23 protein-coding genes are annotated in these 26,264 nt (G+C 71.0%); 18 read left to right on the plus strand and 5 right to left on the minus strand.

Translation table 11 applies throughout. The annotated features are described in order from the left end of the window. Positions 1-53: 53 nt before the first annotated feature. Complete coding sequence (locus O1W71_RS08400; protein WP_023952099.1) at positions 54-1,253, minus strand: pyridoxal phosphate-dependent aminotransferase; 1,200 nt, start codon at positions 1,251-1,253, stop codon at positions 54-56. Positions 1,254-1,347: 94 nt separating this feature from the next. Between O1W71_RS08400 and O1W71_RS08405 the strand changes: the two genes are divergently transcribed. The 5 genes from O1W71_RS08405 to O1W71_RS08425 all read left to right on the plus strand — a co-directional run bounded on the left by O1W71_RS08405 (position 1,348) and on the right by O1W71_RS08425 (position 6,071). After that, positions 1,348-2,244 (plus strand): ABC transporter ATP-binding protein, encoded by an 897-nt coding sequence (locus tag O1W71_RS08405; RefSeq protein WP_269267408.1) that lies wholly within the window; start codon positions 1,348-1,350, stop codon positions 2,242-2,244. Further along, positions 2,241-3,116, plus strand: coding sequence for an ABC transporter permease (locus O1W71_RS08410; RefSeq protein WP_269267410.1), 876 nt, complete (start codon positions 2,241-2,243; stop codon positions 3,114-3,116). Before O1W71_RS08405 ends, O1W71_RS08410 begins: the two co-directional genes overlap by 4 nt. A 16-nt stretch (positions 3,117-3,132) precedes the next feature. After that, entirely contained in the window at positions 3,133-4,308 is a 1,176-nt protein-coding gene (locus tag O1W71_RS08415; RefSeq protein ID WP_269267411.1) for a sensor histidine kinase, read from the plus strand. Next, a complete protein-coding gene (locus O1W71_RS08420) occupies positions 4,305-4,940 on the plus strand; it encodes a response regulator (RefSeq protein ID WP_269267412.1) in 636 nt (211 codons plus the stop codon). The genes O1W71_RS08415 and O1W71_RS08420 overlap by 4 nt, the downstream gene beginning before the upstream one ends. A 177-nt stretch (positions 4,941-5,117) precedes the next feature. Then, positions 5,118-6,071: a hypothetical protein gene (locus O1W71_RS08425; protein ID WP_269267413.1), complete on the plus strand. Its 954-nt coding sequence runs from the start codon at positions 5,118-5,120 to the stop codon at positions 6,069-6,071. A gap of 92 nt (positions 6,072-6,163) precedes the next feature. On the opposite strand, the gene aceB is transcribed toward O1W71_RS08425, so the two are convergent. Both aceB and aceA read right to left on the minus strand, forming a co-directional pair. Beyond that, on the minus strand, positions 6,164-7,819 hold the full coding sequence (aceB, locus tag O1W71_RS08430; RefSeq protein WP_331282650.1) for a malate synthase A: 1,656 nt from the start codon (positions 7,817-7,819) through the stop codon (positions 6,164-6,166). 32 nt (positions 7,820-7,851) lie between these two features. Further along, positions 7,852-9,159 carry an isocitrate lyase gene (gene aceA, locus O1W71_RS08435; RefSeq protein ID WP_269267414.1) on the minus strand — a complete coding sequence of 436 codons (1,308 nt, stop codon included), beginning with the start codon at positions 9,157-9,159 and terminating at the stop codon, positions 7,852-7,854. 185 nt (positions 9,160-9,344) lie between these two features. On the opposite strand from aceA, the gene O1W71_RS08440 reads away from it, so the two are divergent. Continuing rightward, positions 9,345-10,775 carry a helix-turn-helix domain-containing protein gene (locus tag O1W71_RS08440; RefSeq protein WP_269267542.1) on the plus strand — a complete coding sequence of 477 codons (1,431 nt, stop codon included), beginning with the start codon at positions 9,345-9,347 and terminating at the stop codon, positions 10,773-10,775. A gap of 18 nt (positions 10,776-10,793) precedes the next feature. Here the strand turns inward: O1W71_RS08440 and O1W71_RS08445 are convergent, their stop codons facing one another. After that, the gene (locus tag O1W71_RS08445) at positions 10,794-11,450 is read right to left on the minus strand and encodes an amino acid deaminase (protein ID WP_269267415.1); all 657 of its coding nucleotides are present in this window, start codon (positions 11,448-11,450) and stop codon (positions 10,794-10,796) included. Positions 11,451-11,530: 80 nt separating this feature from the next. Between O1W71_RS08445 and O1W71_RS08450 the strand changes: the two genes are divergently transcribed. The 6 genes from O1W71_RS08450 to O1W71_RS08475 are packed head-to-tail and all read left to right on the plus strand — an operon-like array spanning position 11,531 to position 16,508. Continuing rightward, positions 11,531-12,196 carry an HAD family hydrolase gene (locus O1W71_RS08450; RefSeq protein WP_269267416.1) on the plus strand — a complete coding sequence of 222 codons (666 nt, stop codon included), beginning with the start codon at positions 11,531-11,533 and terminating at the stop codon, positions 12,194-12,196. 57 nt (positions 12,197-12,253) lie between these two features. Then, a complete protein-coding gene (gene phnD, locus O1W71_RS08455) occupies positions 12,254-13,228 on the plus strand; it encodes a phosphate/phosphite/phosphonate ABC transporter substrate-binding protein (protein ID WP_269267417.1) in 975 nt (324 codons plus the stop codon). Beyond that, positions 13,225-14,043 (plus strand): phosphonate ABC transporter ATP-binding protein, encoded by an 819-nt coding sequence (gene phnC, locus O1W71_RS08460; protein ID WP_269267418.1) that lies wholly within the window; start codon positions 13,225-13,227, stop codon positions 14,041-14,043. Before phnD ends, phnC begins: the two co-directional genes overlap by 4 nt. Further along, complete coding sequence (gene phnE / locus O1W71_RS08465) at positions 14,040-14,840, plus strand: phosphonate ABC transporter, permease protein PhnE (RefSeq protein ID WP_269267419.1); 801 nt, start codon at positions 14,040-14,042, stop codon at positions 14,838-14,840. Before phnC ends, phnE (O1W71_RS08465) begins: the two co-directional genes overlap by 4 nt. Continuing rightward, entirely contained in the window at positions 14,837-15,670 is an 834-nt protein-coding gene (phnE, locus tag O1W71_RS08470; protein WP_269267421.1) for a phosphonate ABC transporter, permease protein PhnE, read from the plus strand. Before phnE (O1W71_RS08465) ends, phnE (O1W71_RS08470) begins: the two co-directional genes overlap by 4 nt. Beyond that, positions 15,660-16,508, plus strand: a complete 849-nt coding sequence (locus tag O1W71_RS08475) for a MurR/RpiR family transcriptional regulator (protein WP_269267422.1) — start codon at positions 15,660-15,662, stop codon at positions 16,506-16,508. Before phnE (O1W71_RS08470) ends, O1W71_RS08475 begins: the two co-directional genes overlap by 11 nt. An 8-nt stretch (positions 16,509-16,516) precedes the next feature. On the opposite strand, the gene O1W71_RS08480 is transcribed toward O1W71_RS08475, so the two are convergent. Further along, positions 16,517-18,037, minus strand: coding sequence for a PucR family transcriptional regulator (locus O1W71_RS08480; RefSeq protein ID WP_269267423.1), 1,521 nt, complete (start codon positions 18,035-18,037; stop codon positions 16,517-16,519). Positions 18,038-18,127: 90 nt separating this feature from the next. On the opposite strand from O1W71_RS08480, the gene gabT reads away from it, so the two are divergent. Genes gabT through O1W71_RS08510 form a run of 6 tightly spaced genes read left to right on the plus strand, consistent with a single transcriptional unit; the run spans position 18,128 to position 26,254 of the window. Further along, complete coding sequence (gene gabT, locus O1W71_RS08485; RefSeq protein ID WP_269267424.1) at positions 18,128-19,486, plus strand: 4-aminobutyrate--2-oxoglutarate transaminase; 1,359 nt, start codon at positions 18,128-18,130, stop codon at positions 19,484-19,486. Positions 19,487-19,488: 2 nt separating this feature from the next. Beyond that, positions 19,489-20,985: an amino acid permease gene (locus tag O1W71_RS08490; protein ID WP_269267425.1), complete on the plus strand. Its 1,497-nt coding sequence runs from the start codon at positions 19,489-19,491 to the stop codon at positions 20,983-20,985. Then, entirely contained in the window at positions 20,978-22,336 is a 1,359-nt protein-coding gene (locus O1W71_RS08495; RefSeq protein WP_269267426.1) for a flavin monoamine oxidase family protein, read from the plus strand. The genes O1W71_RS08490 and O1W71_RS08495 overlap by 8 nt, the downstream gene beginning before the upstream one ends. Continuing rightward, positions 22,333-23,235: a universal stress protein gene (locus tag O1W71_RS08500; protein WP_269267427.1), complete on the plus strand. Its 903-nt coding sequence runs from the start codon at positions 22,333-22,335 to the stop codon at positions 23,233-23,235. Before O1W71_RS08495 ends, O1W71_RS08500 begins: the two co-directional genes overlap by 4 nt. After that, a complete protein-coding gene (locus tag O1W71_RS08505) occupies positions 23,232-24,791 on the plus strand; it encodes an APC family permease (RefSeq protein WP_269267428.1) in 1,560 nt (519 codons plus the stop codon). Before O1W71_RS08500 ends, O1W71_RS08505 begins: the two co-directional genes overlap by 4 nt. Next, a complete protein-coding gene (locus O1W71_RS08510) occupies positions 24,788-26,254 on the plus strand; it encodes an NAD-dependent succinate-semialdehyde dehydrogenase (protein ID WP_269267429.1) in 1,467 nt (488 codons plus the stop codon). The genes O1W71_RS08505 and O1W71_RS08510 overlap by 4 nt, the downstream gene beginning before the upstream one ends. The last annotated feature ends 10 nt before the right edge of the window (positions 26,255-26,264 follow it).

Below are 26,264 nucleotides of genomic sequence, written 5' to 3' on the forward strand. Positions count from 1 at the left end.
GGCGGTTTGTGGTGTGGGTACGGGGTGGGAGGGGGAGGGAGAAGAAAGGGGGGTCAGGAGAAGAGGCGCTGGAGGCGCTGGATGCCTTCGAGCAGCTGCTCGTCACCGAGCGCGTACGACAGGCGCAGGTAGCCCGAGGGGCCGAAAGCCTCGCCAGGCACGACGGCGACCTCGGCCTGCTCGAGGATCAGGTCGGCGAGCTCGAGGCTCGTGTTCGCCTCGACGCCGCCCCAGGAGCGTCCGAGGAGTCCGGTGACGTCGGGGTAGACGTAGAACGCCCCGAGGGGGTTGGGGACCTCGACGCCGGGGATCTTCGCGAGCTCCTCGACGATGAGCCGGCGCCGACGGTCGAAGGCCAAGCGCATCTCCTCGGCCTCGGTCTGCGGGCCGGTGAGTGCGGCGAGGGCCGCGCGCTGCGCGACGTTGTTGACGTTGGAGCTGAGGTGCGACTGCAGGTTTCCGGCGAGCTTCATGGCGTCGGCGGGGCCGACCATCCAGCCCACGCGCCATCCGGTCATGGCGTAGGTCTTGGCGACACCGTTGACCAGGATCGTCTGACCCGCGAGCTCGGGTACGGCCTCGACGATCGAGACCGCGCGGGCGCCTTCGTAGACGAGGTTCTGGTAGATCTCGTCGCTGATGACCCAGATGCCGTGCTCAAGAGCCCACTGGCCGATCGCCGCGGTCTCCTCGGGCGTGTACACCGACCCCGTCGGGTTGGAGGGCGAGACGAAGACGAGCACGGTGGTGCGCTCGGTGCGCGCGGCCTCGAGCTGCTCGACGGTGACCTTGTACTCCTGGTCTGCGCCGGCGAAGACCTCGACCGGGATGCCGTCGGCCAGGGCGATCGCTTCGGGATAGGTGGTCCAGTACGGCGCGGGCAGCAGCACCTCGTCGCCGGGGTTCACGACCGTCTGGAAGGCCTGGTACACCGACTGCTTGCCGCCGTTGGTCACGATGACCTGCGAGGGCTGGACCTCGAGGCCCGAGTCGCGCAGCGTCTTGGCGGCGATCGCCTCGCGCAGCACGGGGAGGCCGGCGGCGGGGGTGTACCGGTAGTTGGCCGGGTCGGCGAGGGCGTGCTGAGCGGCCTCGACGATGAACTGCGGCGTCGAGAAGTCGGGCTCGCCCGCGGCGTACGAGATGACCGGCCGGCCGGCGGCCTGCAGGGCCTTGGCCTTGGCGTCGACCTTGAGGGTCGCCGACTCGGCGATGGCGGAGAGCTTGCGGGACAGCGGTGCGCGTTCGGTCACCCTTCGAGAGTAGCGGCGTGGTCCACCGAATGGTGGACGGGGATCGACCGGATGACCTCTCCCGCGCCGGCGACGGAACCGGCACGCTGGAGGCATGACCACGAGAGCGAGCGCACCGACCGTCGTGCGCGGCCTGACCAAGAGATACGGCGACGTGACGGCCGTCGACGACGTGAGCTTCGAGGTGCCCGCCGGGGGCGTGTTCGCGTTCCTCGGGACGAATGGGGCCGGCAAGTCCACGACGATCAGCGCTCTCACGACTGTGATCGAGCCGGATGCGGGGCAGCTCGAGGTCGCCGGTCACGACGTGCGCTCCGACGGTGACGCCGTGCGCCGCGCGATCGGCGTCGTCTTCCAGGACTCGCTCCTCGATTCCGTGCTCACCGTGCGCGAGAACCTGACGGTGCGGGCGCGTCCGTACCTCGGCTCGACGGCGGCGATCCGCGACCGCATCGACCGCCTCGCCGAGATCATCGACCTGGGCGAGTTCATCGACCGTCGCTACGGCCGGCTGTCGGGCGGGCAGCGTCGCCGCGCCGACATCGCCCGCGCGCTGCTCCACGACCCGGAGATCGTCTTCCTCGACGAGCCGACGACGGGACTCGATCCCGCGAGCCGGCAGATGGTGTGGCGGACGATCCATGAGCTGCGCGAGCGCGCCGGTCTCACCGTGTTCCTCACGACGCATTACCTCGAGGAGACGGAGGAGGCCGATCAGGTCTGCATCATCGACCGCGGGCGCGTCGTCGCCGACGGCACTCCGGCGCAGCTGCGGGCGCGGTACAGCTCCAGCATCCTGTCGCTCGTCACCGCCGACGGCGACGAGCGCATCGCGGTGGCGGATGCCGCCGAGGCCCGCCGCATCCTCGCCGAACGGGGCGACGCGGTGCTCGACTTCGAGTTCCGTCATGGCCGGATGGACGACGTCTTCCTGACCCTGACCGGGCAGGCGGCCACCGATGGGACGTCGACGGGGGAGGCGGCGCGATGAAGACCGTGCAGGCGTACGTCGGGCGCAATCTCCGACTGTTCTACCGGGACCCGCTCGGGGTGTTCTTCTCGCTCACCGGCGCCCTGGTGGTGTTCCTCCTCTACGCCCTGTTCCTCGGCCAGATGCAGGTGGACTCGCTCGCCGCGACTCCGGGGTTCGATGCCGACGCCGCCCGCGACTTCGTCGACTCGTGGATGTTCGCCGGGGTCGTGGCCGTCGCCGCCGTCACGACGCCGCTCGGCGCGCTGTCGACGTTCGTCGAGGATGCCGCGTCCGGACGGTTCCGCGACTTCCTCGTCTCGCCGGTGCGCCGCGCGCAGCTCGTGCTCGGTTACCTCGGGTCGGCGTTCATCATCGGTTTGATCACCACGCTGATCGTGCTCGCCGTCGCGCTGGCCTACCTCGGGCTCACCGGGCGGACGCTCCCCGACGCCGGGCAGATCATCCGCATCGTGCTGTGGACCGTCCTCTCGGTGGCCGCCTACACGGCGCTCTGGGCGTTCGTGGTGTCGTTCCTTCGCACGAGCGGGTCGTACTCGGGACTGTCGACCCTCGTGGGAACCCTGACCGGCTTCGTCGCCGGTGCGTACATCCCCGTCGGCTCGTTCCCCGACGCCGTTCGGGATGCCGTCGGCGTGCTCCCGTTCGCGCAGTCGGCGATGCTCGTGCGGCGAGAGTTCGCCGCCGATCCGCTCGACCGCCTCGCGGGCGGCGCGCCGGGCGCGGTCGAGGAGCTCAGCCGCATCTACGGGCTCGACCTGCAGGTGGGGTCGGCGACGGTGCCGGTCTGGGTCGCGGCGGTCGTGCTCGCTGTCGTGGCCGTGGCGTTCGCGGTGCTCGCGGCGGCCCGCATCCGCTCGCGCATCCGCTGAGGGGCAGGATGGGAGCGTGATCAGTCGCAGCTGGGTGGATGTCGCCGTCGGTGTCGTGCTCGCCCTCGGCGTGGGCATCCTCGCAGCCGCGGGAGAGACGGACCGGCTGCCGTGGGCGGTCGCGGGCCTGGTGCTCCTGCTCGCGGCGTATCTGATCGCGCGGCCCTCCGCCGGCGCGGAGGATCCCCGGCGCTTCGCGGTGTTCCTCGCCGTCGTGACGGTCTCGATCGCGGCGATGACGTTCGGCGAGGTCTCGCTCGCGACGATGCAGGTCATCGTGTATCCGCTGGTGTGGATCTTCGCTCCGTTGCGCCGTGATGGTGTCGTGGGATCGCTTTCGGTCGGCGCCGGGATGCTCGTCGGGTATGCCGGCGGCTTCGGTTTCGCTCCCGACGCGCTGCTGGAGGCAGCTGCCGTCGCGGCGCTCTCGGTTGCGTTCTCGATCGCGATGGGGTGGTGGATCTCAGCGATCGCCGCATACGGCACCGAGCGCGCGCGCCTGCTCGACGAGCTCTCCCGGGCGCAGCAGCAGGTCGAGGCGCTCAGCCGCGACAAGGGCGCCGCCGACGAGCGGGAGCACCTGGCCCGCGAGATCCACGACACCCTCGCGCAGACCCTCGCGGGAATCGTCATGCTCGCCGAACAGGCCGGGCGGCGTTCGCGCGCGGGGGATGCAGGCGGCGCCGCGACCGCGGTCGAGCGCCTCGAGGTGGCCGCTCGCGACGCGCTTGGCGAGGCCCGTGCGATCGTCGCGCGCACCGCCGCCGTCCCCGACGACCCCGTGCTCGGCGCTGCGGTGGAGCGGCTCGCCGAACGCTTCCGCGCCGACACCGGGCTCGAGATCTCCGTCGTCGACACGGCTTCCGGGGCCGATCGCGAGACGCAGGTCGTCGCGCTGCGCTGCCTGCAGGAGGCGCTGGCCAACGTGCGCAAGCACGCGGGAGCCGCGCGGGTCACGGTGGCGCTCACGCGCGAGGACGACGGCGCCCTGCGACTGGTCGTCGAGGACGACGGGAGCGGGTTCGACGTCTCGTCTCCGCGTACCGGGTACGGTCTCGACGGCATGAGCGAGCGGGTCGCACTCGCCGGGGGGAACCTCGAGATCACGGCCGTCGCGGGTTCGGGGACGACGCTCTCCGTTCGGCTGCCCGGGTCGCCTGTGCCGAGCGCTGGCGCGGCGGTGCGCGCATGATCCGTCTGCTGATCGCCGATGACCACCCGATCGTCCGGGCGGGGCTGGTCGGTCTGCTCGCCGACGAGCCCGGGTTCGAGGTGATCGCGGAGGCCGCCGACGGCGACGAGGCCGTCCGGCTCGCCACCGAGGCGCATCCCGACGTCATCCTCATGGACCTCCGGATGCCGGTGCTCGACGGCGTCGCAGCCACGGCTCGTATCGTGACGGCGCGCGATGGGGCCGCGGGGCCGCGCGTGCTCATCCTCACGACCTACGAGAGCGACGACCAGATCCTCGCCGCCATCGAGGCCGGAGCCAGCGGCTATCTGCTGAAGGCGGCTCCACGCGAGGAGATCGTGGCGGGAATCCGGTCGGTCGCCGCCGGCCAGTCGGCTCTGTCGCCGGCCGTCGCGGTGCGTCTGGTGGAACGGATGCGGCAGCCCGAGCCGGCGGCATCCGCTCTCACTCCGCGCGAGACCGACGTGCTGCGCCTCGTCGCCGCGGGGCACGGCAACAGGCAGATCGCGGTGCAGCTCGGGATCGGCGAGTCGACCGTCAAGACGCACCTGTTGCGGGTCTACGACAAGCTCGGCGTCGACAGTCGCACCCGGGCCGTGACCCTGGCCCTCGAGCGCGGCCTGCTTCCCTGACCCGAGTCTCTTGTCTCCCCGTCGACTCGCCATGAGTTGCGGATCCGGTGGGATCCGCATCCGCAACTCATGGCGAGTCGACGATCGTTACCGGGTTGTCACGCGCGGACGCGGGGGCTGTTCTAGCGTGGGCGGGAGGGGCGACGGGGGAGGAGCCGGATGCGGATGGAGATACGGATGCTGGCTCCGCTTGCCACGGGCGCGGCCACGCTATTGCTTCTCGCGGGGTGTGCGTCGATCCCGCTCGGCCCGCCGCCGGTCCGCGAGGTCGCGGCCGTCTCCGACACGATGTCGTGCCCGGACCTGGTCCTCAACCCGCTTCCCGGTGCCGGTCTCGTCCCTGAGGACTTCGAGGTCGTCGCGGTGCTGGAGTGCGCCAACGGCGTGACGCGCGAGGATGCCGACGGCACCGTCGCTGGGAACGAGGTGCGGCGCTACGAGGGCGACCTCACGGAATTCCTCGACGCGATGGCGGCGCCGAGCGATCCTGGGCCGGCAGCGGTCTGCCCCGCCATCGGGTACGGCTTCCGCGCGATCTGGGCGACGGATGCGGCGGGCCGCTTCGTGCCCATGTCGTTCCCCTCGACGGCATGCGGCGGGCCGAAGGAAGAGGAGCCGCTCGCCGCGCTGGCGCGCCTCGAAGTCGTCGACCGTACGTTCTCGGATACCGTGCGCGTCGAGCTCCGCGAGGCGACAGCGGCGGGCTGCGCGACGCGTGCGGGGGTGGCTCCGCTCAACGTCCTCGGGTGGGCGCCGACCGAGACGCCTTCGGCGGTCGAGGTAGAAGTCTCCGGCGCGATGGTGTGCGTCTACCAGGCTGATGCCGCCGATGCCCTCGACGACGCCGGAACACCGACCCTCATCGGCGACGGAGGACTCTTCGCGACGGCATTCTCGCTCGACTCCCCGGAGGCGCATGTGGTTCTCACCGCGGCGGCCGGCCCCGCCACGGCCCGGGATTGCGGCGAGGCGGCATCCCGTTTCGTCGTTCTGTATCCGCGCACCGTGACGAACGCGGTGGACACGCCGGTGCCGGTGACGGTCGAGCTCGACGGCTGCCAGCGCATCATCGGCACCGACTTACGGGCCCGGCCCGCTTCTCCCGAGGTGATCGCCCTCCTGTCCCCCTGACCCACCGCTCTCGCCGTCGACTCGCCAGGAACTGCGGATGCGTGGGGCGCGGGATCCGCAGTTCGTGGCGAGTCGACCGGGGGTGAGGGACCTCAGAGGTACTTCGCGTAGGCGGGGAGGGTCAGGAACGGGGGGAACTCGGAGCCGAGCGCGACCTCGCGGAACAGGGCCGCGGCATCGTCGAAGCGGTCGCCGTCGCGGCGCTCGACCTCGGCGATGACGTCGTCGACCAGTTCGTCGACCCAGGCGCGGGTGATCGGCGTGCCGTCATCCGTCGTGCGGTCCTGGTGGATCCACTGCCAGATCTGCGAGCGGCTGATCTCGGCTGTGGCGGCATCCTCCATCAGGTCATCGATCGCGACGGCGCCGATCCCGCGCAGCCAGGCCTCGAGGTAGCGCACGGCGACGGACACGTTCGCGCGCACACCGGCGGTCGTGATCGGCAGGCCGATGTGGCAGTCGATCAGTTCGGATGCCGCGACCTCGACGTCGTCGCGCTGCCGGTCGAGCTGATTCGGGCGGTCGCCGAGCACGGCGTCGAACTCGGCGCGCGCGATCGGGATGAGGTCGGGGTGCGCGACCCACGTGCCGTCGAACCCATCGCCGGCCTCCCGCCGCTTGTCGGCGGCGACCTTTTCGAACGCGGCGCGCGTGACCTCGGGGTTCCGTCGGTTGGGGATGAAGGCGCTCATCCCGCCGATCGCGTGCGCGCCCCGGCGGTGGCAAGTCTTCACGAGCAGCTCGGTGTACGCGCGCATGAACGGCACCGTCATCGTGACCGCGCTGCGGTCGGGCAGCACGAACCGGGCCCCGCGGCCGCGGTAGTTCTTGATCATCGAGAAGATGTAGTCCCACCGTCCGGCGTTGAGACCCGCGCAGTGGTCGCGGAGAGCGAAGAGGATCTCGTCCATCTCGAACGCCGCCGGCAGCGTCTCGATCAGCACGGTCGCCCGGATGGTGCCGTGGGCCAGTCCGAGCCGGCGCTCCGTGAACGAGAAGACGTCGTCCCACAGCTGCGCCTCGGTGCTGGATTCGAGCTTGGCGAGGTAGAAGTACGGTCCCCGGCCGCTCTCGACGAGCCGGACGGCGTTGTGGAACGCATAGAGCCCGAAGTCGACGAGTGACCCGGAGGCGTCGAGGGTGCGCCCTGTGCGGTCGGTGTAGGCGAGGTGCTTCTCGGTGAGGTGCCAGCCGCGCGGGCGCATGACGATCGTCGGGGTGCGCTCGGCGGTGACGGTGTAGCGCCGCCCATCGGGATCGGTGTGCTCCAGCTCACCGCGGATCGCGTCGCGCAGCGACAGCTGCCCGCCGATGACGTTGCGCCAGGTCGGCGAGGTGGCGTCCTCCTGGTCGGCGAGCCACACGCGGGCGCCTGAATTCAGGGCGTTGATCGTCATCTTGGGATCGGTGGGTCCTGTGATCTCGACGCGGCGGTCCTCGAGGCCCGGGCCCGCACCCGCGACGCGCCACGAGTCGTCCTCGCGGATGTGCGCGGTGTCGCTCCGGAACGATGGGTCGGCCCCATTGCCGATCTCGAAGCGGCGCCGCATCCGGTCGGCGAGGCGGTCGTGCCGTCGCCCCGCGAAGCGGTCGTGCAGCGCCGTGACGAAGTCGAGCGCGTCGGGCGTGAGGATCTCGTCGAAGCGCGGGTGCATCTCGCCGCGCACCTCGATCGCAGGTTCGTGCGTCTGCACGGGTACAGGCCCCGTCCAGGTGCGCCGCCGGCTCTGAGTCTCTGTGATGGTCATGGTCTCGTCTCCTGTGATCTGTGACGCTCGGGTCAGAACTGGGATGCCTCGGTCGATCCGGCCAGGGCGAGGGTGGCGCTGTCGGGGTTGAGCGCCGTCGAGAGGGCGTCGAAGTAGCCGGTGCCGGCTTCGCGCTGGTGGCGGGTGGCGGTGTAGCCGTGCGCCTCGGCGTCGAACTCCGCCTGTTGCAGCTCGACGTACGCGCTCATTGCACGGTCGGCGTAGCCACGGGCGAGGTCGAACATCGAGTGGTTGAGGGCGTGGAATCCGGCCAGGGTGATGAACTGGAACCGGTAGCCCAGCTCGGCCAGCTCCGCCTGGAACGTCGCGATCTGCGCGTCGCTGAGGTGCCGCTTCCAGTTGAAGCTCGGCGAGCAGTTGTACGCGAGCAGCTTGCCGGGATGCTCCGCGTGGACGGCTGCGGCGAACTCGCGGGCCAGCTCGATGTCGGGCTCGCCGGTCTCGACCCACAGCAGGTCTGCGTAGGGTGCGAACGCGAGGCCGCGCGCGATGACGGGGTCGATCCCGGCGCGGGTGCGGTAGAAGCCCTCGCTCGTGCGCTCGCCGGTGAGGAAGGGGCGGTCGCGCTCGTCGACGTCGCTCGTGATGAGGTCGGCGCCCAGCGCGTCGGTCCGCGCGATCACGATCGCAGGCACGCCCGCGACATCCCCGGCGAGCCGCGCGGCATTGAGCGTGCGGATGTGCTGAGCGGTCGGCACCAGCACCTTGCCGCCGAGGTGGCCGCACTTCTTCTCACTCGCGAGCTGATCCTCCCAGTGCGTGCCGGCGGCACCAGCGGCGATGAGGGATGCCGCGAGCTCGTAGGCGTTCAACGGACCGCCGAACCCCGCCTCGCCGTCGGCGACGATCGGGGCGAGCCAGTCGCGGGTGCGGCCGCCCTCGGCGTGCTCGATCTGGTCCTGTCGCAGCAGCGCGTTCGAGATGCGCCGCACGACGGCGGGCACGGAGTTGGCGGGATACAGGCTCTGGTCGGGGTAGGTCTGCCCGGCGAGGTTCGCGTCGGCGGCGACCTGCCAGCCGGACAGGTAGATCGCCTTCAGGCCGGCGCGCACCTGCTGGACGGCCTGGCCGCCCGTGTAGGCCCCGAGGGCGCGGACGTACTCCTCGGTGTGGAGGAGGTTCCACAGCGACTCGGCACCCCGGCGGGCGAGGGTGGCGTCCTCACGGACGGAGCCACGCAGCCGGATGACGTCGTCTGCGCGGTACGTGCGCTCGATGCCGTCCCAGCGGGGGTCGGTCTGCCACAGCTCCTCGAGCTCGGCAGCGGTCTGAACCTGGTCGCCGGGCCGCAGCGGACCCGGAGCGGGAATCGTGGTCATCTCGGTCTCCTTCGTCAGAACGGGCGGCTCTGCCCGTCGTGGAGACCACTGTGGGCGAACTATCGGGCGCAGCACCGCCGGGTTCGAGGAGAAGATCGGCCGATCTTCTGCTTTCGTGACAGAATCCCGCCATGACGCGCAAGGATGCCGTCGCCGCCGCGGGCGTGGCGCTCGACGATGAGGACATGGACGCCTTCACGATCGGCCGGCGCATCCGGCAGATCCGCACCGGACGGGGGATGACCCTCGACGACCTCGCCGCTGCCGTCGGGCGTGCGCCGAGCCAGCTCTCGATGATCGAGAACGGTCGCCGCGAGCCGAAGCTCTCGCTGCTCCGCACGATCGCGCGCGCCCTCGGCACCTCGCTCGATGCGCTCCTCGAGTCCGAGGAGCTGGATCCCCGTGCCGCCCTGGAGATCGAGGTCGCCCGCGCGATGGCGGGGCCGACGTTCCGAAGCGCCGGGATCACGCCGTTCCGCATCCCGCGCGCCGTGCCCGACGAGGTGCTTCGCGCCCTTCTCGCGCTGCAGGGCGAGATCGAGCGGTTGTACGACGAGCGCGCCGCGACCCCCGAGGAGGCGCGGCGCGCCAACGTCGCCCTGCGGCGTCTTATGCGGACGCAGAACAACTACTTCCCCGAGCTCGAGCAGCAGGCGCGGGAGCTGCTGGCGGCGGTCGGGCACCCGGGCGGGCCGCTGACGCAGCGCACCGCGAGCGACATCGCGGGGCATCTCGGCTTCAGCATCCATTACGTCGCGGATCTGCCCCAGACGACCAGAAGCGTCGCCGACCTCGCCCATGGGCGGCTCTACCTGTCGAGCCGCCTCGCCGCCGCGACGTCCGCCGATCCGCGGACCGCCGTGCTGCAGGCGCTGTCGAGCCGCATCCTCGGTCACACCGAGCCGGCCAGCTACGACGAGTTCCTGCGGCAGCGGGTGGAGACCAACTACCTCACCGGTGCCCTGCTGATCCCCGAGGCCGATGCCGTGCCCGCCCTGCGCGAGGCCAAGGAGCGGCGCGCGATTTCCATCGAGGATCTGCGCGACGCGTATTCGGTGACCTACGAGACCGCCGCGCACCGATTCACGAACCTCGCGACGGAGCATTTGGGCATCGCTGTGCACTTCCTCAAGGTTCACGAGTCGGGGACGATCACGAAGGCGTACGAGAACGACGACGTCGACTTCCCGACCGATCGCCTCGGCGCCATCGAGGGGCAGCTGTGCTGCCGGGAGTGGACGAGCCGGGCGGTGTTCGACGTCGATGACCGCTTCAACCCGTACTACCAGTACACCGACACCGGCAACGGGACCTATTGGTGCACGGCTCGCGTCGAGCACTCGAGCGAGGGCGCGCACTCGGTCAGCGTCGGGGTGCGGTTCGACGACACGAAGTGGTTCCTCGGGCGCGACACACCTCACCGCGGGGTGTCACGGCACTCGGTCGACGTGTGCTGCCGACGTGCGCCGGCCGACCTCGAGGAGCGGTGGCGTGCTGCCGCGTGGCCGAACGTGAAGACCCCACGCACGCTGCTGGCGACTCTGCCGACCGGCGCCTTCCCGGGCGTCGACACGACTGATCTCTACGCGTTCCTGGAGGCACACGCCCCCTCCTGAGCACCCCGTCGACCCGGGTCAGGGGGCGGCGTTCCACCGGGGGCGGTAGGGGGTGCCGGGGGCGGGCGAGGCAGTGTCGATCGCGGTCAGGACGGCGGCAGCGTCGGCGACGGGGAAGGTCGTCACCAGGCGGATGCCCTCGTCGGTGACACGCGCGTACACGAGCGCGGCGGCACCGGTGGAGGCCGACAGCACGGTGAGGTACTCGCCGCCGGCCTCGGACCGCGCCGCCGCGGGGGAGCGGAGCAGGCTCGTCGCCGCGTCCGTCACCCGTTCGAGCAGCGTCGGCCCGTCCGCCCAGGGCGCGAACGCAGCGTCGGCGAGCCCGAACGCGCCGGCGAGCTCGGGGCCGAGCCAGCGTTCGCGCTTCAGGCCGTACGGCGTCGGCGTCAGCGAGAGCAGGTAGCCGTACACGTGAAGGAGGCCCGCGTTCCCGACCGGCCAGGCACTCGGCTCGCCGGCGAGATCGTGCAGCCGGTCGAAGACCGCACGGTCGAGCACGGGCGCACCGACGTTCTCGTCGACGATGGTCGACCGCGACCAGCGTGCGAAGCGACCGGATGCCGCATCCTGGGCTATCGATCGCGAGAGCCAGGGCACCGCGTCGAACGCCTGCCCGGCGTCGCCGCGCGCGGCGGTCGCGGCCGCCGCATCGAGTCGTCGGATCTCGTTCATCCGCAGTTCATCGACTGTGGGATTTGTGTCCACGTGTGCACCTAACGATGGACGAAGCGTCCAATCAGAAAGTCCGATCCGTGCCGAACCCTGCTCTCATCATCTTCGATTTCGACGGAACCGTCGCCCTCGGCGACGGGCCGGTGCTCGCCTACGCGCGTGCTGCCGCCGCTGCCTCCGGCGATCCCGACCGGTTCCTCGCCCGGGTCGACGACGGGCTGCGCGGCCGACCGTCCGGTGCTGGGGCGCCGCTCGACGCGTACGACGTGATCCGCCTCGTGGCCGAGGACGCGGGGGTCGGGGCCGAGGCGCTGTCGCGTGCCTACCTCGACAGCCGCGCACTGCTGGGCACCGATCTCGCTCCCGTCGAGGCGCCGGTCGGGCTCGCCGCGGTCGCCGAACGCTTGCCGGCCGAGTGCGTCCTCGTCACCAATGCCCCGGCGACCCGCGTCGCGGAGACCCTCGACGCGCTCGGGCTCGGCGACGCCTTCGCGGGCATCGTCACCGACGCGGGCAAGCCCGCCGGACTCGAACGGCTGCTCGACGCGCCCGAGGTCCGTGACCGCCGGGTGCTCGCGGTCGGCGACATCTGGCGCAACGACCTCGAGCCCGCGCACCGGCGCGGACACGACACCGCGCTCGTCGGTCCGTGGACGGATGCCGCGGCATCCCCGACCTTCCACGCCGACACGCTCACCGAACTGCTGCCGCGCATCGAAGCGTGGGCCGCGGCATCCGCCCCCTGACTCCGTACCCCTCTCACACCACTCCTTTCCCACCCCTCACCCGAAGGACATCCACTCATGCGCACCACCCGACTTCTCGCCGCGGCCGCCGTCAGCGCCATCGCCGCCATCACCCTCGCCGGCTGCGCGGGCTCGCCCGCCGCCGGTGACACCCCTGAGGCCGCCGCCGACCCGACGTCGCTCGTGCTCGCGCTCGTCCCCTCGCAGGACCAGAACGGGCTCGTCGAGACCGCGGCTCCGCTCACCGACTACCTGAGCGACGAGCTCGGCATCGAGGTCACCGGTGTGGTCTCGAAGGACTATCAGGCCGCCGTCGAGGCGATGGGCGCGGGCCAGGCGCAGATCGGCTTCCTCCCGTCGCTGCAGCTGTGGCAGGCCAACGACATGTACGGCGCTGACGTCGTGCTGCAGACCGAGCGCAACGGCAACATCAGCTACCCCGCGCAGTTCATGACGAACAACCCCGACAAGTACTGCGACGACGCTCCCGTCGAGCGCGACGGCATGCTCTTCTGCAACGGCGCCGACGCGATGACAGGCCCCGCGGGCCTCGACTCGATCACCAAGGTGAAGGGCGCGAAGGTCGCCGTGCTCGGACCCGGGTCGCCCGCCGGCTACATCTACCCGATCCTCGCGCTGCAGGAGGCCGGGCTCGACGCCGACAGCGACATCGATCAGCTGCCCGTGACCGCGAACGACGCGTCCGTGCTCGCCGTCTACAACGGTGACGCCGAAGTCGGGTTCAGCTTCTGGGACGCGCGCACGATCGTGAAGAAGGACACCCCGGACGTCGGGCAGAAGGTCGTCGTGTTCGCGATGACCGAGGAGATCCCGAACGACGGTGTCGCGCTGAGCTCGGACCTCTCGCCCGAGCTGCGCGAGCGCATCGCGACCGCGCTGGAGGACTTCTCGAACACCGCCGAGGGCTCGGAGGTGCTGCAGAGCATCTACTCGATCACGAAGCTCGCACCCGCCGACGCCTCGTCACTCGACGTCGTCGCACGCGCCGCGCAGGCGCTCGGACTGCAGTGACCGACACCACTGCACGCGATGCCGGGGCCGCGGCCCCGGCATCGCCGTCGGGCATCCGGCTGCACGACGTCACGGTGGGCTACCCGAACGGCACTCTCGGCCTGCGCGGGGTCTCGCTCGAGATCGGTGCGGGCGAGATGGTCGCCGTCGTCGGGCTGTCGGGATCGGGCAAGTCGACCCTCATCCGCACGATCAACGGCCTCGTCCCCGTGACCTCCGGCGTGCTCGAGGTCGGCGGCGTGCGCGTCGACACGGCGCGTGGGCGCGAGCTGCGTCGCTTGCGCGGCGACATCGGCATGGTGTTCCAGGGCTTCAACCTCGCCGGTCGCACGAGCGTGCTCAACAACGTCCTCGTCGGTCGCCTCGCCCATACCCCGGTGTGGCGCACCCTGCTGGGCGCCTACCGGTCCGACGACCGCCGCCTCGCCTTCGAGGCGCTCGAGCGCGTGGGGATGCTGCCGCGGGTCTGGGATCGCGCCGCCGCTCTCTCGGGAGGTCAGCAGCAGCGCGTCGCGATCGCCCGCGCCCTCGCGCAGCAGCCGCGCATCGTCCTGGCCGACGAGCCGGTCGCGAGCCTCGACCCGCCCACCGCGCACGGGGTCATGAAAGACCTCCAGCGCATCAACACCGAGCTCGGCATCACGGTGCTGGTGAACCTGCACCTGCTCGACCTGGCGCGCACCTACGGCGTGCGACTGATCGGGATGCGGGCGGGCGAGGTCGTCTACGACGGCCCGGCAGCGGATGCCACCGACGCGGACTTCGCCGGCATCTACGGGCGATCGCTGACGGCCGAGGACCGGCTCGACGCATGAGCGCGCCCGCACTCGTCGTCCCGCCGCGACCCCGCGGACGTGTGGTGCCGTGGCTGGTCGCGGGGATCGTCACCGTGATCACGGTGGTCACCTGCCTTCCCGGCATCGGCGTCGGCCTCGACCTGTCGGGCATCGCGCGCAACTGGCAGCACGGAGCCGACAAGGTGCTCGGATTGCTGCAGCCGGACTGGACCTTCTTCCCGCGGACCGTCGCCCCGCTGCTGGAGACGCTCCAGATGGCGGTGATCGGCACCGCGGTGGGGGCCGCGCTCTCGCTGCCGCTGAGTCTGTGGGCGGCTCGGCCGACCAACCCGCGCCCGGTGCTGCGGGGTGCGGTCCGCGCGATGCTCAACATCGTCCGGAGCGTTCCCGACCTGCTGTCGGCGGCGATCCTGGTGGCGATGGTCGGGGTCGGCGCGCTGCCCGGCATCCTCGCCCTCGTGATCTTCAACGTCGGCATCATCGTGAAGCTGGTCTCCGAGCAGATCGACGCGATGGACACGGGGCCCCTCGAAGCGGGCCGCGCCGCGGGCGGGACGCAGCTTCAGATCAATCGTGCCCTCGCCCTGCCCGACACCTGGCCCGCGTTCGCGGCGCAGACGCTGTACGTCCTCGAGCTCAACGTCCGCGCGTCGACCGTCCTGGGGCTCGTCGGCGCCGGCGGCATGGGCCTCATCATCGACGCCGTGCGCACCTTCTACCGGTACGACCAGCTGTCGCTCATCATCCTGGAGATCCTCGTCGTCGTGCTCGTCATCGACGCCGCCAGCTCCGCCCTGCGACGGAGGCTCGCATGACCGCTCCCGTTCTCGCCGATCCGCGACGCACGTCAGCGCAGGCCGTGCCCTCCCGCCCGCGTCGACGGGTGCGCACCGTGGTCGCCGCCGCCGTGACGATCGTCGTCATCCTGGCCTTCTGGTCGGTGGACATCACCTGGTCGCGGCTGGCCGACCTGCCCGCCGAGCTCGTGCGCTACGGCTGGCTCATGTTCTCGTCGCCGACGTGGGAGAAGCTGCCGGACGCTCTGTGGCAGACCTGGCAGAGCGTTCAGATGGCCTGGGTCGGGACCGTGCTCGGGGTCATCGTGGCCACACCGCTCAGCCTGGTGGCGGCCCGAGGGTTCGGTCCGGCATGGCTGCGCTCGATCCTGCGGTTCGTGTTCTCGACGATTCGCGCCGTTCCCGAGATCATCTTCGCGATCATCATCCTCTCGATGACCGGGCTCACGCCGCTCACGGGGGCGCTCGCCCTCGCGGTGAACGGCATCGGCACCCTCGGCAAGTGGGGGTACGAAGCCGTTGAAGCCGTCCCCGCCGGACCCATCGAAGCGGCGCGTGCGGCCGGGGGCAGCCCGGCGCAGGTGCTGCGATGGGGCGTGTGGCCGCAAGCGACCCCGGTGTTCCTGTCGTTCTGGCTCTACCGCTTCGAGATCAACGTGCGCTCGTCGGCCGTCCTCGGGCTCATCGGAGTCGGCGGGATCGGCGACATGCTGACGACCTACACCCAGTACCGTGAGTGGTCGACGGTGGGGATGCTGCTGATCGTCGTGATCGTCGTCACGATGACGATCGACGGCATCTCGGGCCGCATCCGCCGACGGATCATGGAGGGCGCACGTGTCCGGTAACGCTCCGCCGACCGTGCGCATCCAGGCGCTCCGCAACGGGCTGCAGCCGACCGAGCGCCGCGTCGCGGACGTGATCCTCGACGCGCCCGAGGTCGTGGTCGAACTCACCGCGCAGCAGCTGGCCGACCGCGCGGGGGTCGCGCGTTCGTCGGTGGTCCGCGCCTGTCAGACGTTCGGGTTCCGCGGCTATCCGCAGCTGCGGGTCGCGCTCGCCGCCGAACTCGGAGCGGCCGCGCCGGCGCCATCCGACCACGGCGACGGGGCGCTCGGGCGCGTGCGCAGGTCGATCGATCGAGCCGCGGCGTCGCTGCCGGCGTCGACGAGCCTGCTCGAGGCTGACGAGGTCGAGCGAGCGGTGACGGCTGTGGTCGGCGCCGGCAGGCTGCTGGTCGTCGCCAACGGACTCTCGTCGCCGGTCGCGAGCGATCTCGCGATGCGCCTGACCGCCGTGGGGCGGCCCGCCGAGGTGATCGCCGACGTCATCGCGCAGCAGATCTCCGCTCGGCAGCTCGGCCGTCGTGACGTCTGCATCGTCGTGAGCGGCTCGGGTGCGAACGAGGCGAGTCTGCGGGCCGCATCGGCGGCGGCGACCGGGGGAGCCGTCGTCATCGCGATCACCTCGTTCGCGGCATCCCCGCTTGTCGAACGAGCCACGCACGCGCTCGTCATCGCGCCGGCGGGGACGAGCTTCCGCGATGAGCTCGAGCACACGTCGCGGGCCGCGCACGCGCTGTTCGTCGAGGCTCTCGCCGACGAGGTGGCCGCGCGCCTGCCCGGCGGCGCGAGCGCCGTGCGCGCGCAGGTGCTCGAGGTCCTCTCCGACAACCTCGGGGCTTGAGCACGGGGTCAGGGGGAGAGGCGGAGGGCCGTCCAGACGGCGGCGCGGTCGGCGAAGCTCGACAGGTCGCGGCCGAGCAGGCGCTGGGCCAGGGCGATGCGCGTGCGGACGGTGTGTCGATGCACGCCGAGGGCGCGCGCCGTCGACTCGTGAGCGCCGTCGTGGTCGAGCCAGGCGACGAGCGTCGCCTCGAGCGCCGTGCCGTGACGTGCATCGTGGGTGCGCAGCGGGGTGAGCTCGGCTCCGGCGCGGGCGCGAGCGGGCGCCGTCGCGAGATCGTCGAGCAGGTCGCCTGGAGCATCGACGACATCGGTGACGGCACCCGGACGCCCGCGGTCGCGCGCGAGCCGGGCCCGGTCGCGGGCCGCCGTCACGTCGTCGTCGGTCGTGGCCGCCGCGGTCCCGAGCCGCCACGACAGCCGCGCGGCGATCTCGTCGAGCAGGTGCCGTTCGTTCGTCCCGACGATGAGGAGCACGCCGTCCTCGTCGCGACCGTAGAACAGCCGGCCGCCTGCGGCGTGATTGTCGAGCACTTCGCGCGCGCCGGTCGGCGCGTGCGCATCCGCCACCGCGACGACGTAGGGTGCGGCGGGGAAGCCGCCCCAGGCATCGGTCGCCACCTTCCGTGCGAGGGCGAGGTGCCCGTCGGCGAGGAGGTCGACGAGCGCAGCGCGCAGCCCGCTCCACGCGCCCGCGGTCATCCGGCGCTGCTCGAGAGCGAGGCCCGTCGTCGCGACGACGGCGGTGACGACGGCGCGGGCGTCCTGGTCGAGTTCGGCGCCGGCAGTGACGAGGACGCCGCGCTGACCCCCCGAGCCGAGCGTCTGCAGCGTCACCGGATAGCCCGCCAACCGCATCGCCGCGCCAGTTCCTCCTCCCCGTCGCAGCAGCGCCGCAGCCTCTGCTCCGACGGCCCCGCGCAGATCGCCGTCGACCGCGGACCCGGCGGAGGAGTGCTCGTGCGTCAGCGTTCCCGAGGCGTCGTAGAGGCCGACCCACGCGCCGAGCTGGCGCGCGAGCTCGGCCAGCGTCGCGTCGAACCCGTCGGGCCGCAGGGCGGCGATCGCGAGGGCGCGCTGCGCGTCGAGCGCCCAGCTGCGCCGGGCGTACGCCTGCGCGGCGATGGCTTCGGCGGCGGCTCGGGCGACGGCGATGAACGGGGTCCGATACGGCACCTCGAACAGCGGCATGCCCGCCGTCGTGCAGGCGAGCCGGAGGGAATCGGGGATGCCGTCGCGGACCACCTCCGTGCCGAAGCCGAGCCCGCGGACACCGCGCGCCCGCAGGCGGCCGACGTAGGCCTCCGCCTTCGCATCCGCATCGGAGTCCCCGGCGAACTGGGTGCCCGTCGTGAGCAGGACGACGTCCTCCGAGAGGAAGGGGGTGGGGTCGGCAAGATCGGAGCTGTGCACCCAGCGCACCGGCGCGTCGAGGTTGGCGTCGTCGGCAGGCGTCGCGAGGCGCAGATCGAGTTCACGCCGGGCCAGCAGAGCGCGGATCGTCGGTGACGGGGGAGCGGCGGCGGGCATCGGCATCCTGTACGTGCTGGCGATTAGAGGTGGCATCACTGTACAACCCGGTGAATGCGGATTGCGCGATGCGCGTCTTACTGTCGCGGAATGAGCACCACGACCTCGACGCCGACCATTCCCCTCGGCGGCCCGACCCTCCCACAGGAGCGCCGCGTCGTCACCGCGATCCCCGGACCCCGCTCCGAGGAGCTGCTGGCACGCAAGGCAGCCGCCGTCCCGGCCGGTGTCGGCCACACCGCGCCGATCCATGCCGTCGCCGCGGGTGGCGGAGTCGTCGTCGACGCCGACGGGAACTCGCTCATCGACCTCGGCTCGGGCATCGCCGTGACCTCGGTCGGCAACGCGCATCCCGCCGTCGTCGCCGCGGTGCAGGCGCAGGTCGCGCAGTTCACCCACACCTGCTTCATGATCTCGCCGTACGAGTCGTACGTCGCCGTCGCCGAAGCCCTCAACCGGCTCACCCCCGGCGACCACGAGAAGAAGACCGCGCTGTTCAACTCGGGCGCCGAAGCGGTCGAGAACGCCGTGAAGATCGCACGCAAGGCGACCGGCCGTCAGGCGGTCGTCGCCTTCGACCACGGCTACCACGGCCGCACGAACCTCACGATGGCGCTCACCGCGAAGTCGATGCCCTACAAGAGCGGATTCGGGCCCTTCGCCCCCGAGGTCTACCGTGCGCCGCTGTCGTATCCGTTCCGCGACGGACTGTCGGGCCCGGATGCCGCGGCCCGCGCGATCTCGCAGATCGAGAAGCAGATCGGAGCCGACAACCTCGCCGCCGTCATCATCGAGCCCATCCAGGGCGAGGGCGGGTTCATCGTCCCCGCCGACGGGTTCCTGCCGGCGGTCGCCGATTGGTGCCGCGAGAACGGCGTCGTGTTCATCGCCGACGAAGTCCAGACCGGCTTCGCCCGCACCGGTGCGATGTTCGCGAGCGAGCACTTCGGCATCGTCCCCGACCTGATCACGACGGCGAAGGGCATCGCGGCCGGCCTGCCGCTCGCGGCCGTCACCGGCCGCGCTGACCTCATGGACGCCTCGCACCCCGGTGGCCTGGGCGGCACGTACGGCGGCAACCCCGTCGCCTGCGCGGCGGCCCTCGCCGCGATCGACGCCTTCGAGAACGACGGCCTGATCGAGCGCGCTCAGCAGATCGGGGCGCGCCTGACAGCTCGTCTCAACGCGATGCGCGAGAGCGACCCCCGCATCGGGGAGGTGCGCGGGCTCGGCGCGATGATCGCCGCCGAGTTCGTCGACCCCGCCACCGGCGCCCCCGACGCCGCGCTGACCTCGGCGATCGCCAAGGCGTGCATTGCGGAGGGCGTCATCGTCCTCACGTGCGGCACCTACGGCAACGTGATCCGGTTCCTTCCGCCGCTCTCGATCGGCGACGAGCTGCTCGAGGACGGTCTCGACGTCATCGCCGCGGCTCTCGGGCGGGCCTGAGCGTGGCGGCCCCGAGCTCGAGCGGCTGGGAGAACCCGGTCTCGCCCGAGACGTCCGCGGGGCTCGGGGCGGTGACGAAGGCGCGCTCGAACAAGCTGCGGTCGCGCCACGTCACGATGATCACTCTCGGCGGCATCATCGGCGCGAGCCTGTTCGTCGGATCCGGCAACGTCATCCGCACGGTCGGGCCGGCCGCGGTCCTGTCGTACCTGCTGGGCGGTCTGCTGGTCTTCCTCGCGATGCGCATGCTCGGCGAGATGGCGGCGTCGCGTCCGGCGATCGGCTCGTTCATGGAGTACGCCCGCGTCGGACTCGGTGATTGGGCGGCCTATCTCGTCGGCTGGCTCTACTGGTACTTCTGGGTCGGCGTGCTCGCCTACGAGGCAGTGCTCGGCGGCGAGACGATGCACACCTGGTTCCCCGGCATCCCCTCGTGGGGCTGGTCGCTGATCCTGCTCGCGGTCTTCGTCGGCACGAACGTCATCTCGGTCCGCACGTTCGGCGAGGTCGAGTTCTGGCTGGCCAGCATCAAGGTGCTCGCTATCGTCGTGTTCCTCGGCGCCGGCATCCTCTTCGCCCTCGGGCTGTGGCCGCAGGCGACCTTCGCCGTCCCCAACCTGTGGGAGCACGGCGGGTTCGCCCCCAACGGCATCGGCGTCGCCTTCACCGGCGTTGCCCTCGTGATCTTCTCGTACTTCGGCACCGAGATCGCCGTCATGGCGTCGGCCGAATCCGTCGATCCCGCCAAGGGCATCCGGCAGGCGACCAGCACGATCATCTGGCGCATCCTGCTGTTCTTCGTCGGGTCGGTGCTCGTGATCGTCACCGTCGTGCCCTGGGATGAGCTGCCAGCGCCGACGGATGTCGCGAATGCGCCGTTCACGGTCGCGCTGTCGCGCTTCGGCATCCCCGGGGCCGACGTCATCATGCAGCTCGTGATCTTCACGGCCGTCATCTCGGTCCTCAACTCGGGCCTGTACTCGGCCTCGCGGATGTTCTCGGCGCTGGCCGACAAGGGCTTCGCCCCGAAGGTCGTCGCGCGGCGCTCGCGCAACGGCGTTCCCGTGATGGCGCTGCTGGCCTCGACCATCGGCGGGCTCATCGCGACGCTCGTGAACTTCCTCACACCGGGGTCGGGCATCTTCGACTTCATCATGAACTCGGCCGGCCTCGTCGCGCTCTTCGTGTACGTCTTCATCGCCCTCACCCAGCTGCGCCTGCGTCAGCGGATGACGCCCGAGGAGGTGGCCGCGCTCAAGCTGAAGATGTGGCTGCACCCGTGGCTCAACATCTTCCTGATCGTCGCGATCGCCGCCGTCGTGGTGGTCATGCTCACGACCGAGTCGGGGCGTTCGCAGGTGTGGACGAGTCTCATCGCCACCGGTGTACTACTGGTGTTCTGGCCGCTCGTGCGCCGCAACCTGCGCGCCCGTCGGCTCGACCGGGAGAGTGTCGCCCCGGTCACGGGTTCTGCCAACGAAGGAGTCGGAAATGACTGAGATCACCCGCGACGTCGCGATCGTCGGAGCCGGCGCGGCCGGACTGACGGCCGCGAACGACCTGAGGAAGGCCGGGCTGTCGGTCGTCGTGCTCGAGGCGCGCGACCGCGTCGGCGGACGCCTGTGGACCGACGAGATCGACGGCGCCATGCTCGAGCTCGGCGGCCAGTGGGTCTCGCCCGACCAGCACGCGCTGATCGACACGCTCGCCGACCTCGGACTCGAGACGTACATGCGGTATCGCGACGGCGACAGCGTGTACGTCGGTCCGGACGGGCAGGCGCGGCGCTTCCGCGGCGAGATGTTCCCGGTGGCGCCGGAGACCGAGCGCGTCATCGACGAGATCACCGCGCGGCTGGACGAGATGGTCGCCGAGATCGACCCCGACCGGCCGTGGGCGCACGAGAAGGCGGCCGAGTGGGACCGCATCTCGTGGGACGCGTGGCTGCGTCAGCAGACCGATGACGACGAGGCGGTGCGAAACCTCGCCTTCGCCACGGGATCGGCGATGCTCACCAAGCCGACGCACACCTTCTCGCTGCTCCAGTCGCTGCTCATGGCGGCTTCGGCGGGCTCGTACTCGCACCTGGTCGATGCGGACTTCATCCTCGACAAGCGCGTCGTCGGAGGTCTGCAGCAGGTGCCGCTGCGCCTCGCGGAGCGGCTGGGCGAGGACGTCCTGCTGGGCCAGCCGGTGCGCTCGATCGAGTACTCCGACGCGGGTGCGGTCGTCCGCACCGACGAGGTCACGGTGCGGGCACGCCACGTCGTGCTTGCTCTGGCGCCGGTGCTCTACAACCGCATCTCGTTCTCGCCGCCGCTGCCGCGTCTGAAGCACCAGATGCACCAGCACTTCTCGATGGGCTTCGTTATCAAGGTGCACGCCGTCTACGACCGGCCGTTCTGGCGCGAGCAGGGGCTGTCGGGCACCGCCTTCAGCCCGTACGAGCTGTCGCACGAGGCGTACGACAACACCAACCACGGCGACGAGCGGGGCACGCTCGTCGGGTTCGTGTCCGACCAGAACGCCGACGACCTCTTCCGCCTCTCCGCGGACGAGCGGCGCGAGCGCATCCTCGAGTCGCTCTCGCACTACTACGGACCCGAGGCGAAGAACCCGATCGTCTACTACGAGAGCGACTGGGGCAGCGAGGAGTGGACGCGCGGCGCCTACGCCGCGAGCTTCGACCTCGGCGGCCTGACCCGTTACGGCGCTGAGCAGCTCGAGCTCGTCGCACCGTTGCACGTCGCGTGCAGCGATCTCGCCGGACTCGGCTACCAGCACGTCGACGGAGCGATCCGCATGGGCCACCGCGTCGCCGACGAGATCCTCGAAGCGGACCGCGCATGAGCCGCTCGGCGTCCGGCGGCCGCATCGTCGTCGGATACACCGCGACCAAGGCGGGGCGGGATGCCGTGGCCTTCGCGAGTCGCCTCGCGACGGCATCCGGGGCCGCGCTCCACCTCGTGCTCGTGCTCCCCGCCCAGAAGCCGGGGATCGTCCCGCCGGATGCCGGCTACGAGCGGCTGCTGCGCGAGCAGGCCGCCGGCTGGCTGCGGGAGGGCGCCGCGGAGGTGCCCGAGGGTGTGTCGCACCGCGCCCACGTCCGCTACGGCGAGTCGGTCGCGGCGGGGCTCATCGACACCGCCGACGAGCTGGGGGCCTCGCTCATCGTCGTCGGGGCGGCCGACGGCGGCAATCGGGGCCGGCACCGGCTCGGCACGACGACGACCGAGCTCGTGCACTCGTCCGACGTGCCGGTCGCCCTGGTTCCGCGCGGCGCGCGCCGGGTTCCGGTCGAGACCGGCATCACGCGCCTGACCGCCGGTGTGGGGGAGCGCGAGGGCACCGAGCTCCTCGTCGAGGCGACCATCCGGCTCGCCGCAGCGACCGCGGCGCCGGTGCGGCTGCTCTCGCTCGTCGCCCTCGACCTGCCCGCGGGCCTCGACACCGGGGCCATCCGCACGGTCGGTCAGAACCACGCGCAGGAGGTCCTGGACGAGGTCCGCGGAGCTCTTCCGGCCGAGGCCGAGGTCACCGCGGTGGTCGCGGCCGGCGACGGCATCGAGGACGCCGTGTCGCACCTGGAGTGGGAGGCCGGCGAGGTCGTCATCGTCGGCTCCAGCCGTCTCGCGCAGCCGCGGCGGCTCTTCCTCGGCTCCACGGCGGCGCGCATGCTGCGCGTCGTCACCGCCCCCATGATCGTGGTGCCCCGCACCCGCAGCGACCGCGAAGGAGCGAGCGCATGACCCGAGCAGAACAGACGGGGGTGCCCGCGGGCGACCCCGTCACCGGTGGCATCTCCCGCAAGGGGCTGAGCGCCGGAACGGTCGGCCTCATCGGAGCAGTCGTCATCGGCATCTCCTGCATCGCCCCGGCCTACACCTTCACCGCGGCGGTCGGGCCGACGGCATCCGTCGTGGGCACTCAGGTGCCGGCGATCGTGCTCGTCGGCTTCATCCCGATGCTGCTCGTCGCCTTCGGATACCGCGAGCTCAACAACCGCATGCCCGACTCGGGTACGAGCTTCACGTGGGCGACGCGCGCCTTCGGCCCGTGGATCGGGTGGATGGCCGGCTGGGGGCTCGTCGCCGCCACGATCCTCGTGCTCTCGAACCTCGCGGGGGTCGCCGTCGACTTCCTCTTCCTGCTGATCGCCCAGCTCACCGGACAGGAGTCGATCGCCGGCCTCGCCTCCGTGGTCTGGATCAACGTCCTCGTCTGCGTCCTGTTCGTCGCCGCGGCGACGTTCATCTCGTACCGCGACATGCAGACGACGCAGAAGCTGCAGTACGGACTCGTCGCCTTCCAGGTCGTCGTCCTCGTGCTGTTCGCGATCGCGGCGATCGTCGAGGCGGTGTCGGGCAACGCCTTCGACGCCACGGCGTTCGACTGGTCGTGGTTCAACCCGTTCGCGGTGCCGACGTTCAGTGCGTTCGCCGCCGGGCTCTCGCTGTCGATCTTCATCTTCTGGGGCTGGGACGTCACGTTGACGATGAACGAGGAGACGAAGGACCCCGAGCGCACGCCGGGACGCGCCGCGACGATCACGGTCGTCATGATCGTCGCCCTCTACCTGCTGCTCGCGATCGCGATGATCATGTTCGCCGGCGTCGGCACGGGCGAGCTCGGGCTCGGCAACGAGGACATCCAGGAGAACGTCTTCTTCCACCTGTCGGGCCCGATCCTCGGCCCGCTGGCGTTCCTCGTCTCGCTCGCGGTGCTCACCAGCTCGGCGTCGTCGCTCCAGTCGACCTTCGTCGGGCCGGCGCGCACACTGCTCGCGATGGGCCACTACGGCGCCCTCCCCGAGAGCTTCGCGAAAGTGAGCCCCCGGTTCTTCACGCCCGGCTACGCCACGATCGTCTCGGCGATCGTCGCATCGGGCTTCTACGTCATCATGCGTATCGTCAGCGAGAACGTGCTGTGGGACACCATCCTCGCGCTCGGCATGATGATCTGCTTCTACTACGGCCTGACGGCGTTCGCCTGCGTGTGGTACTTCCGGCGCCAGTGGTTCGACTCGGTGCGGAATGTCTTCTTCACGTTCCTCTTCCCGCTCGTGGGCGGCGTCATCCTGGCGGTGCTGTTCGTCACGACGCTCATCGACACGATGGATCCCGCGTACGGCAGCGGATCGCAGATCGGCGGCATCGGCTTGGTGTTCATCCTCGGCGTGGGAGTCATCCTCGTCGGCGTCGTCGTGATGGTGTGGCAGGCCGTGAAGCGCCCCGCGTTCTTCCGGGGCGAGACTTTGACCAAGGATGCGCCGGTGAGCCGGCGCGCGAGAGGAGTGGCGCGATGACGCACGAGAACGAGACACGACTGCTGGCGGGGATCGAACGCGGCCTCTTCATCGGTGGCGAGTGGGTGGATGCCGAGGGCGGCGCGACCTTCCCGGTCACCGACCCCTCGACCGGCCGCACGCTCATCGAGATCGCCGACGCCTCGCCGGCGGACGGCATCCGCGCCCTCGACGCCGCCGTCGCGGCGCAGGAGGAGTGGGCTGCCACTGCGCCGCGCGTGCGCAGCGACATCCTGCGCCGCGCGTTCGACCTCGTGCAGGAGCGCAAGGAGGACCTGGCGCTGCTGATGACGCTCGAGATGGGCAAGCCCCTCGCCGAGGCGCGCGGCGAGGTCGTCTACGGCGGTGAGTTCCTGCGGTGGTTCAGCGAGGAGGCGGTGCGCATCTCGGGCCGCTACGGCCGGAACCCCGAGGGGACCGGCCGCATGGTCGTCTCGCAGCGTCCCGTCGGCCCGTCGTTCTTCATCACGCCGTGGAACTTCCCGCTCGCGATGGCGACCCGCAAGATCGCTCCGGCGCTGGCGGCCGGGTGCACCGTCGTGGTCAAGCCCGCGGCGCTCACCCCGCTCACCACGACGTTGTTCGTCCAGATCCTGCAGGAGGCGGGCCTCCCGGCGGGCGTCGTCAACGTCGTCAACGCGACGCGCTCGAGCGAGGTCGCCGCGCCCATCATCGCCGACCCCCGGCTGCGAAAGCTCTCGTTCACCGGCTCGACCCCGGTCGGGCGCAAGCTCATCGAACAGGCGGCGGAAGGGGTGCTGCGGGTCTCGATGGAGCTCGGCGGCAACGCCCCGTTCGTCGTGTTCGACGACGCCGACCTCGACAAGGCGGTGGAGGGCGCGATGCTCGCGAAGTTCCGCAACATCGGGCAGGCCTGCACCGCGGCCAACCGCTTCATCGTGCACGAGTCGATCGCCGACGAGTTCGCCGACCGGCTCACCGAGCGCGTCTCGGCGATGAAGATCGGTCGCGGTACCGAGGACGGCGTGCAGATCGGGCCGCTCATCGACGAGAAGGCGGTCGCGAAGACGGGCGCGCTTGTGAAGGATGCCGTCGCGCGGGGCGCCACGGTGCGCACCGGCGGGTCGGCCATCGACGGGGAGGGGACGTTCTTCGAGCCCACGGTCGTGACCGAGGTCGCCGCGGGCAGCGACATCCTGCGCGAGGAGATCTTCGGACCCGTCCTGGCGATCGCGACCTTCTCCGACGAGGACGAGGCCGTGCGCCTGGCCAACGACACCGAGTACGGACTGGTGTCGTACGTGTTCACGCAGGATCTCGCGCGCGGCCACCGGATGATCGATCGCCTCGAGACCGGCATGATGGGCCTGAACGTCGGGGTCGTCTCCAACGCGGCGGCCCCGTTCGGTGGTGTGAAGCAGTCGGGAATCGGGCGCGAGGGCGGACTCGAGGGCATCCACGAATACCTCTCGACGAAGTACACCCTGATCCCCGCCGACTGACGAGACGAAG

The sequence above is a fragment of the Microbacterium sp. H37-C3 genome, assembly GCF_027157935.1.
GTDB classification, from domain to species: domain Bacteria; phylum Actinomycetota; class Actinomycetes; order Actinomycetales; family Microbacteriaceae; genus Microbacterium; species Microbacterium plantarum.

Coding starts and splice junctions, on each gene's coding strand:
- phnE (WP_269267419.1), top strand. CDS start 14,040: ATGAGCGCGCCCGCACTCGTCGTCCCGCCGCGACCCCGCGGACGTGTG.
- gabT (WP_269267424.1), top strand. CDS start 18,128: ATGAGCACCACGACCTCGACGCCGACCATTCCCCTCGGCGGCCCGACC.
- aceA (WP_269267414.1), bottom strand. CDS start 9,159: ATGACCACGATTCCCGCTCCGGGTCCGCTGCGGCCCGGCGACCAGGTT.
- O1W71_RS08425 (WP_269267413.1), top strand. CDS start 5,118: ATGCTGGCTCCGCTTGCCACGGGCGCGGCCACGCTATTGCTTCTCGCG.
- phnD (WP_269267417.1), top strand. CDS start 12,254: ATGCGCACCACCCGACTTCTCGCCGCGGCCGCCGTCAGCGCCATCGCC.
- O1W71_RS08410 (WP_269267410.1), top strand. CDS start 2,241: ATGAAGACCGTGCAGGCGTACGTCGGGCGCAATCTCCGACTGTTCTAC.
- O1W71_RS08405 (WP_269267408.1), top strand. CDS start 1,348: ATGACCACGAGAGCGAGCGCACCGACCGTCGTGCGCGGCCTGACCAAG.
- O1W71_RS08500 (WP_269267427.1), top strand. CDS start 22,333: ATGAGCCGCTCGGCGTCCGGCGGCCGCATCGTCGTCGGATACACCGCG.
- phnE (WP_269267421.1), top strand. CDS start 14,837: ATGACCGCTCCCGTTCTCGCCGATCCGCGACGCACGTCAGCGCAGGCC.
- aceB (WP_331282650.1), bottom strand. CDS start 7,819: ATGACCATCACAGAGACTCAGAGCCGGCGGCGCACCTGGACGGGGCCT.
- O1W71_RS08445 (WP_269267415.1), bottom strand. CDS start 11,450: ATGAACGAGATCCGACGACTCGATGCGGCGGCCGCGACCGCCGCGCGC.
- O1W71_RS08510 (WP_269267429.1), top strand. CDS start 24,788: ATGACGCACGAGAACGAGACACGACTGCTGGCGGGGATCGAACGCGGC.
- O1W71_RS08480 (WP_269267423.1), bottom strand. CDS start 18,037: ATGCCCGCCGCCGCTCCCCCGTCACCGACGATCCGCGCTCTGCTGGCC.
- O1W71_RS08495 (WP_269267426.1), top strand. CDS start 20,978: ATGACTGAGATCACCCGCGACGTCGCGATCGTCGGAGCCGGCGCGGCC.
- O1W71_RS08420 (WP_269267412.1), top strand. CDS start 4,305: ATGATCCGTCTGCTGATCGCCGATGACCACCCGATCGTCCGGGCGGGG.
- O1W71_RS08505 (WP_269267428.1), top strand. CDS start 23,232: ATGACCCGAGCAGAACAGACGGGGGTGCCCGCGGGCGACCCCGTCACC.
- O1W71_RS08440 (WP_269267542.1), top strand. CDS start 9,345: ATGGACGCCTTCACGATCGGCCGGCGCATCCGGCAGATCCGCACCGGA.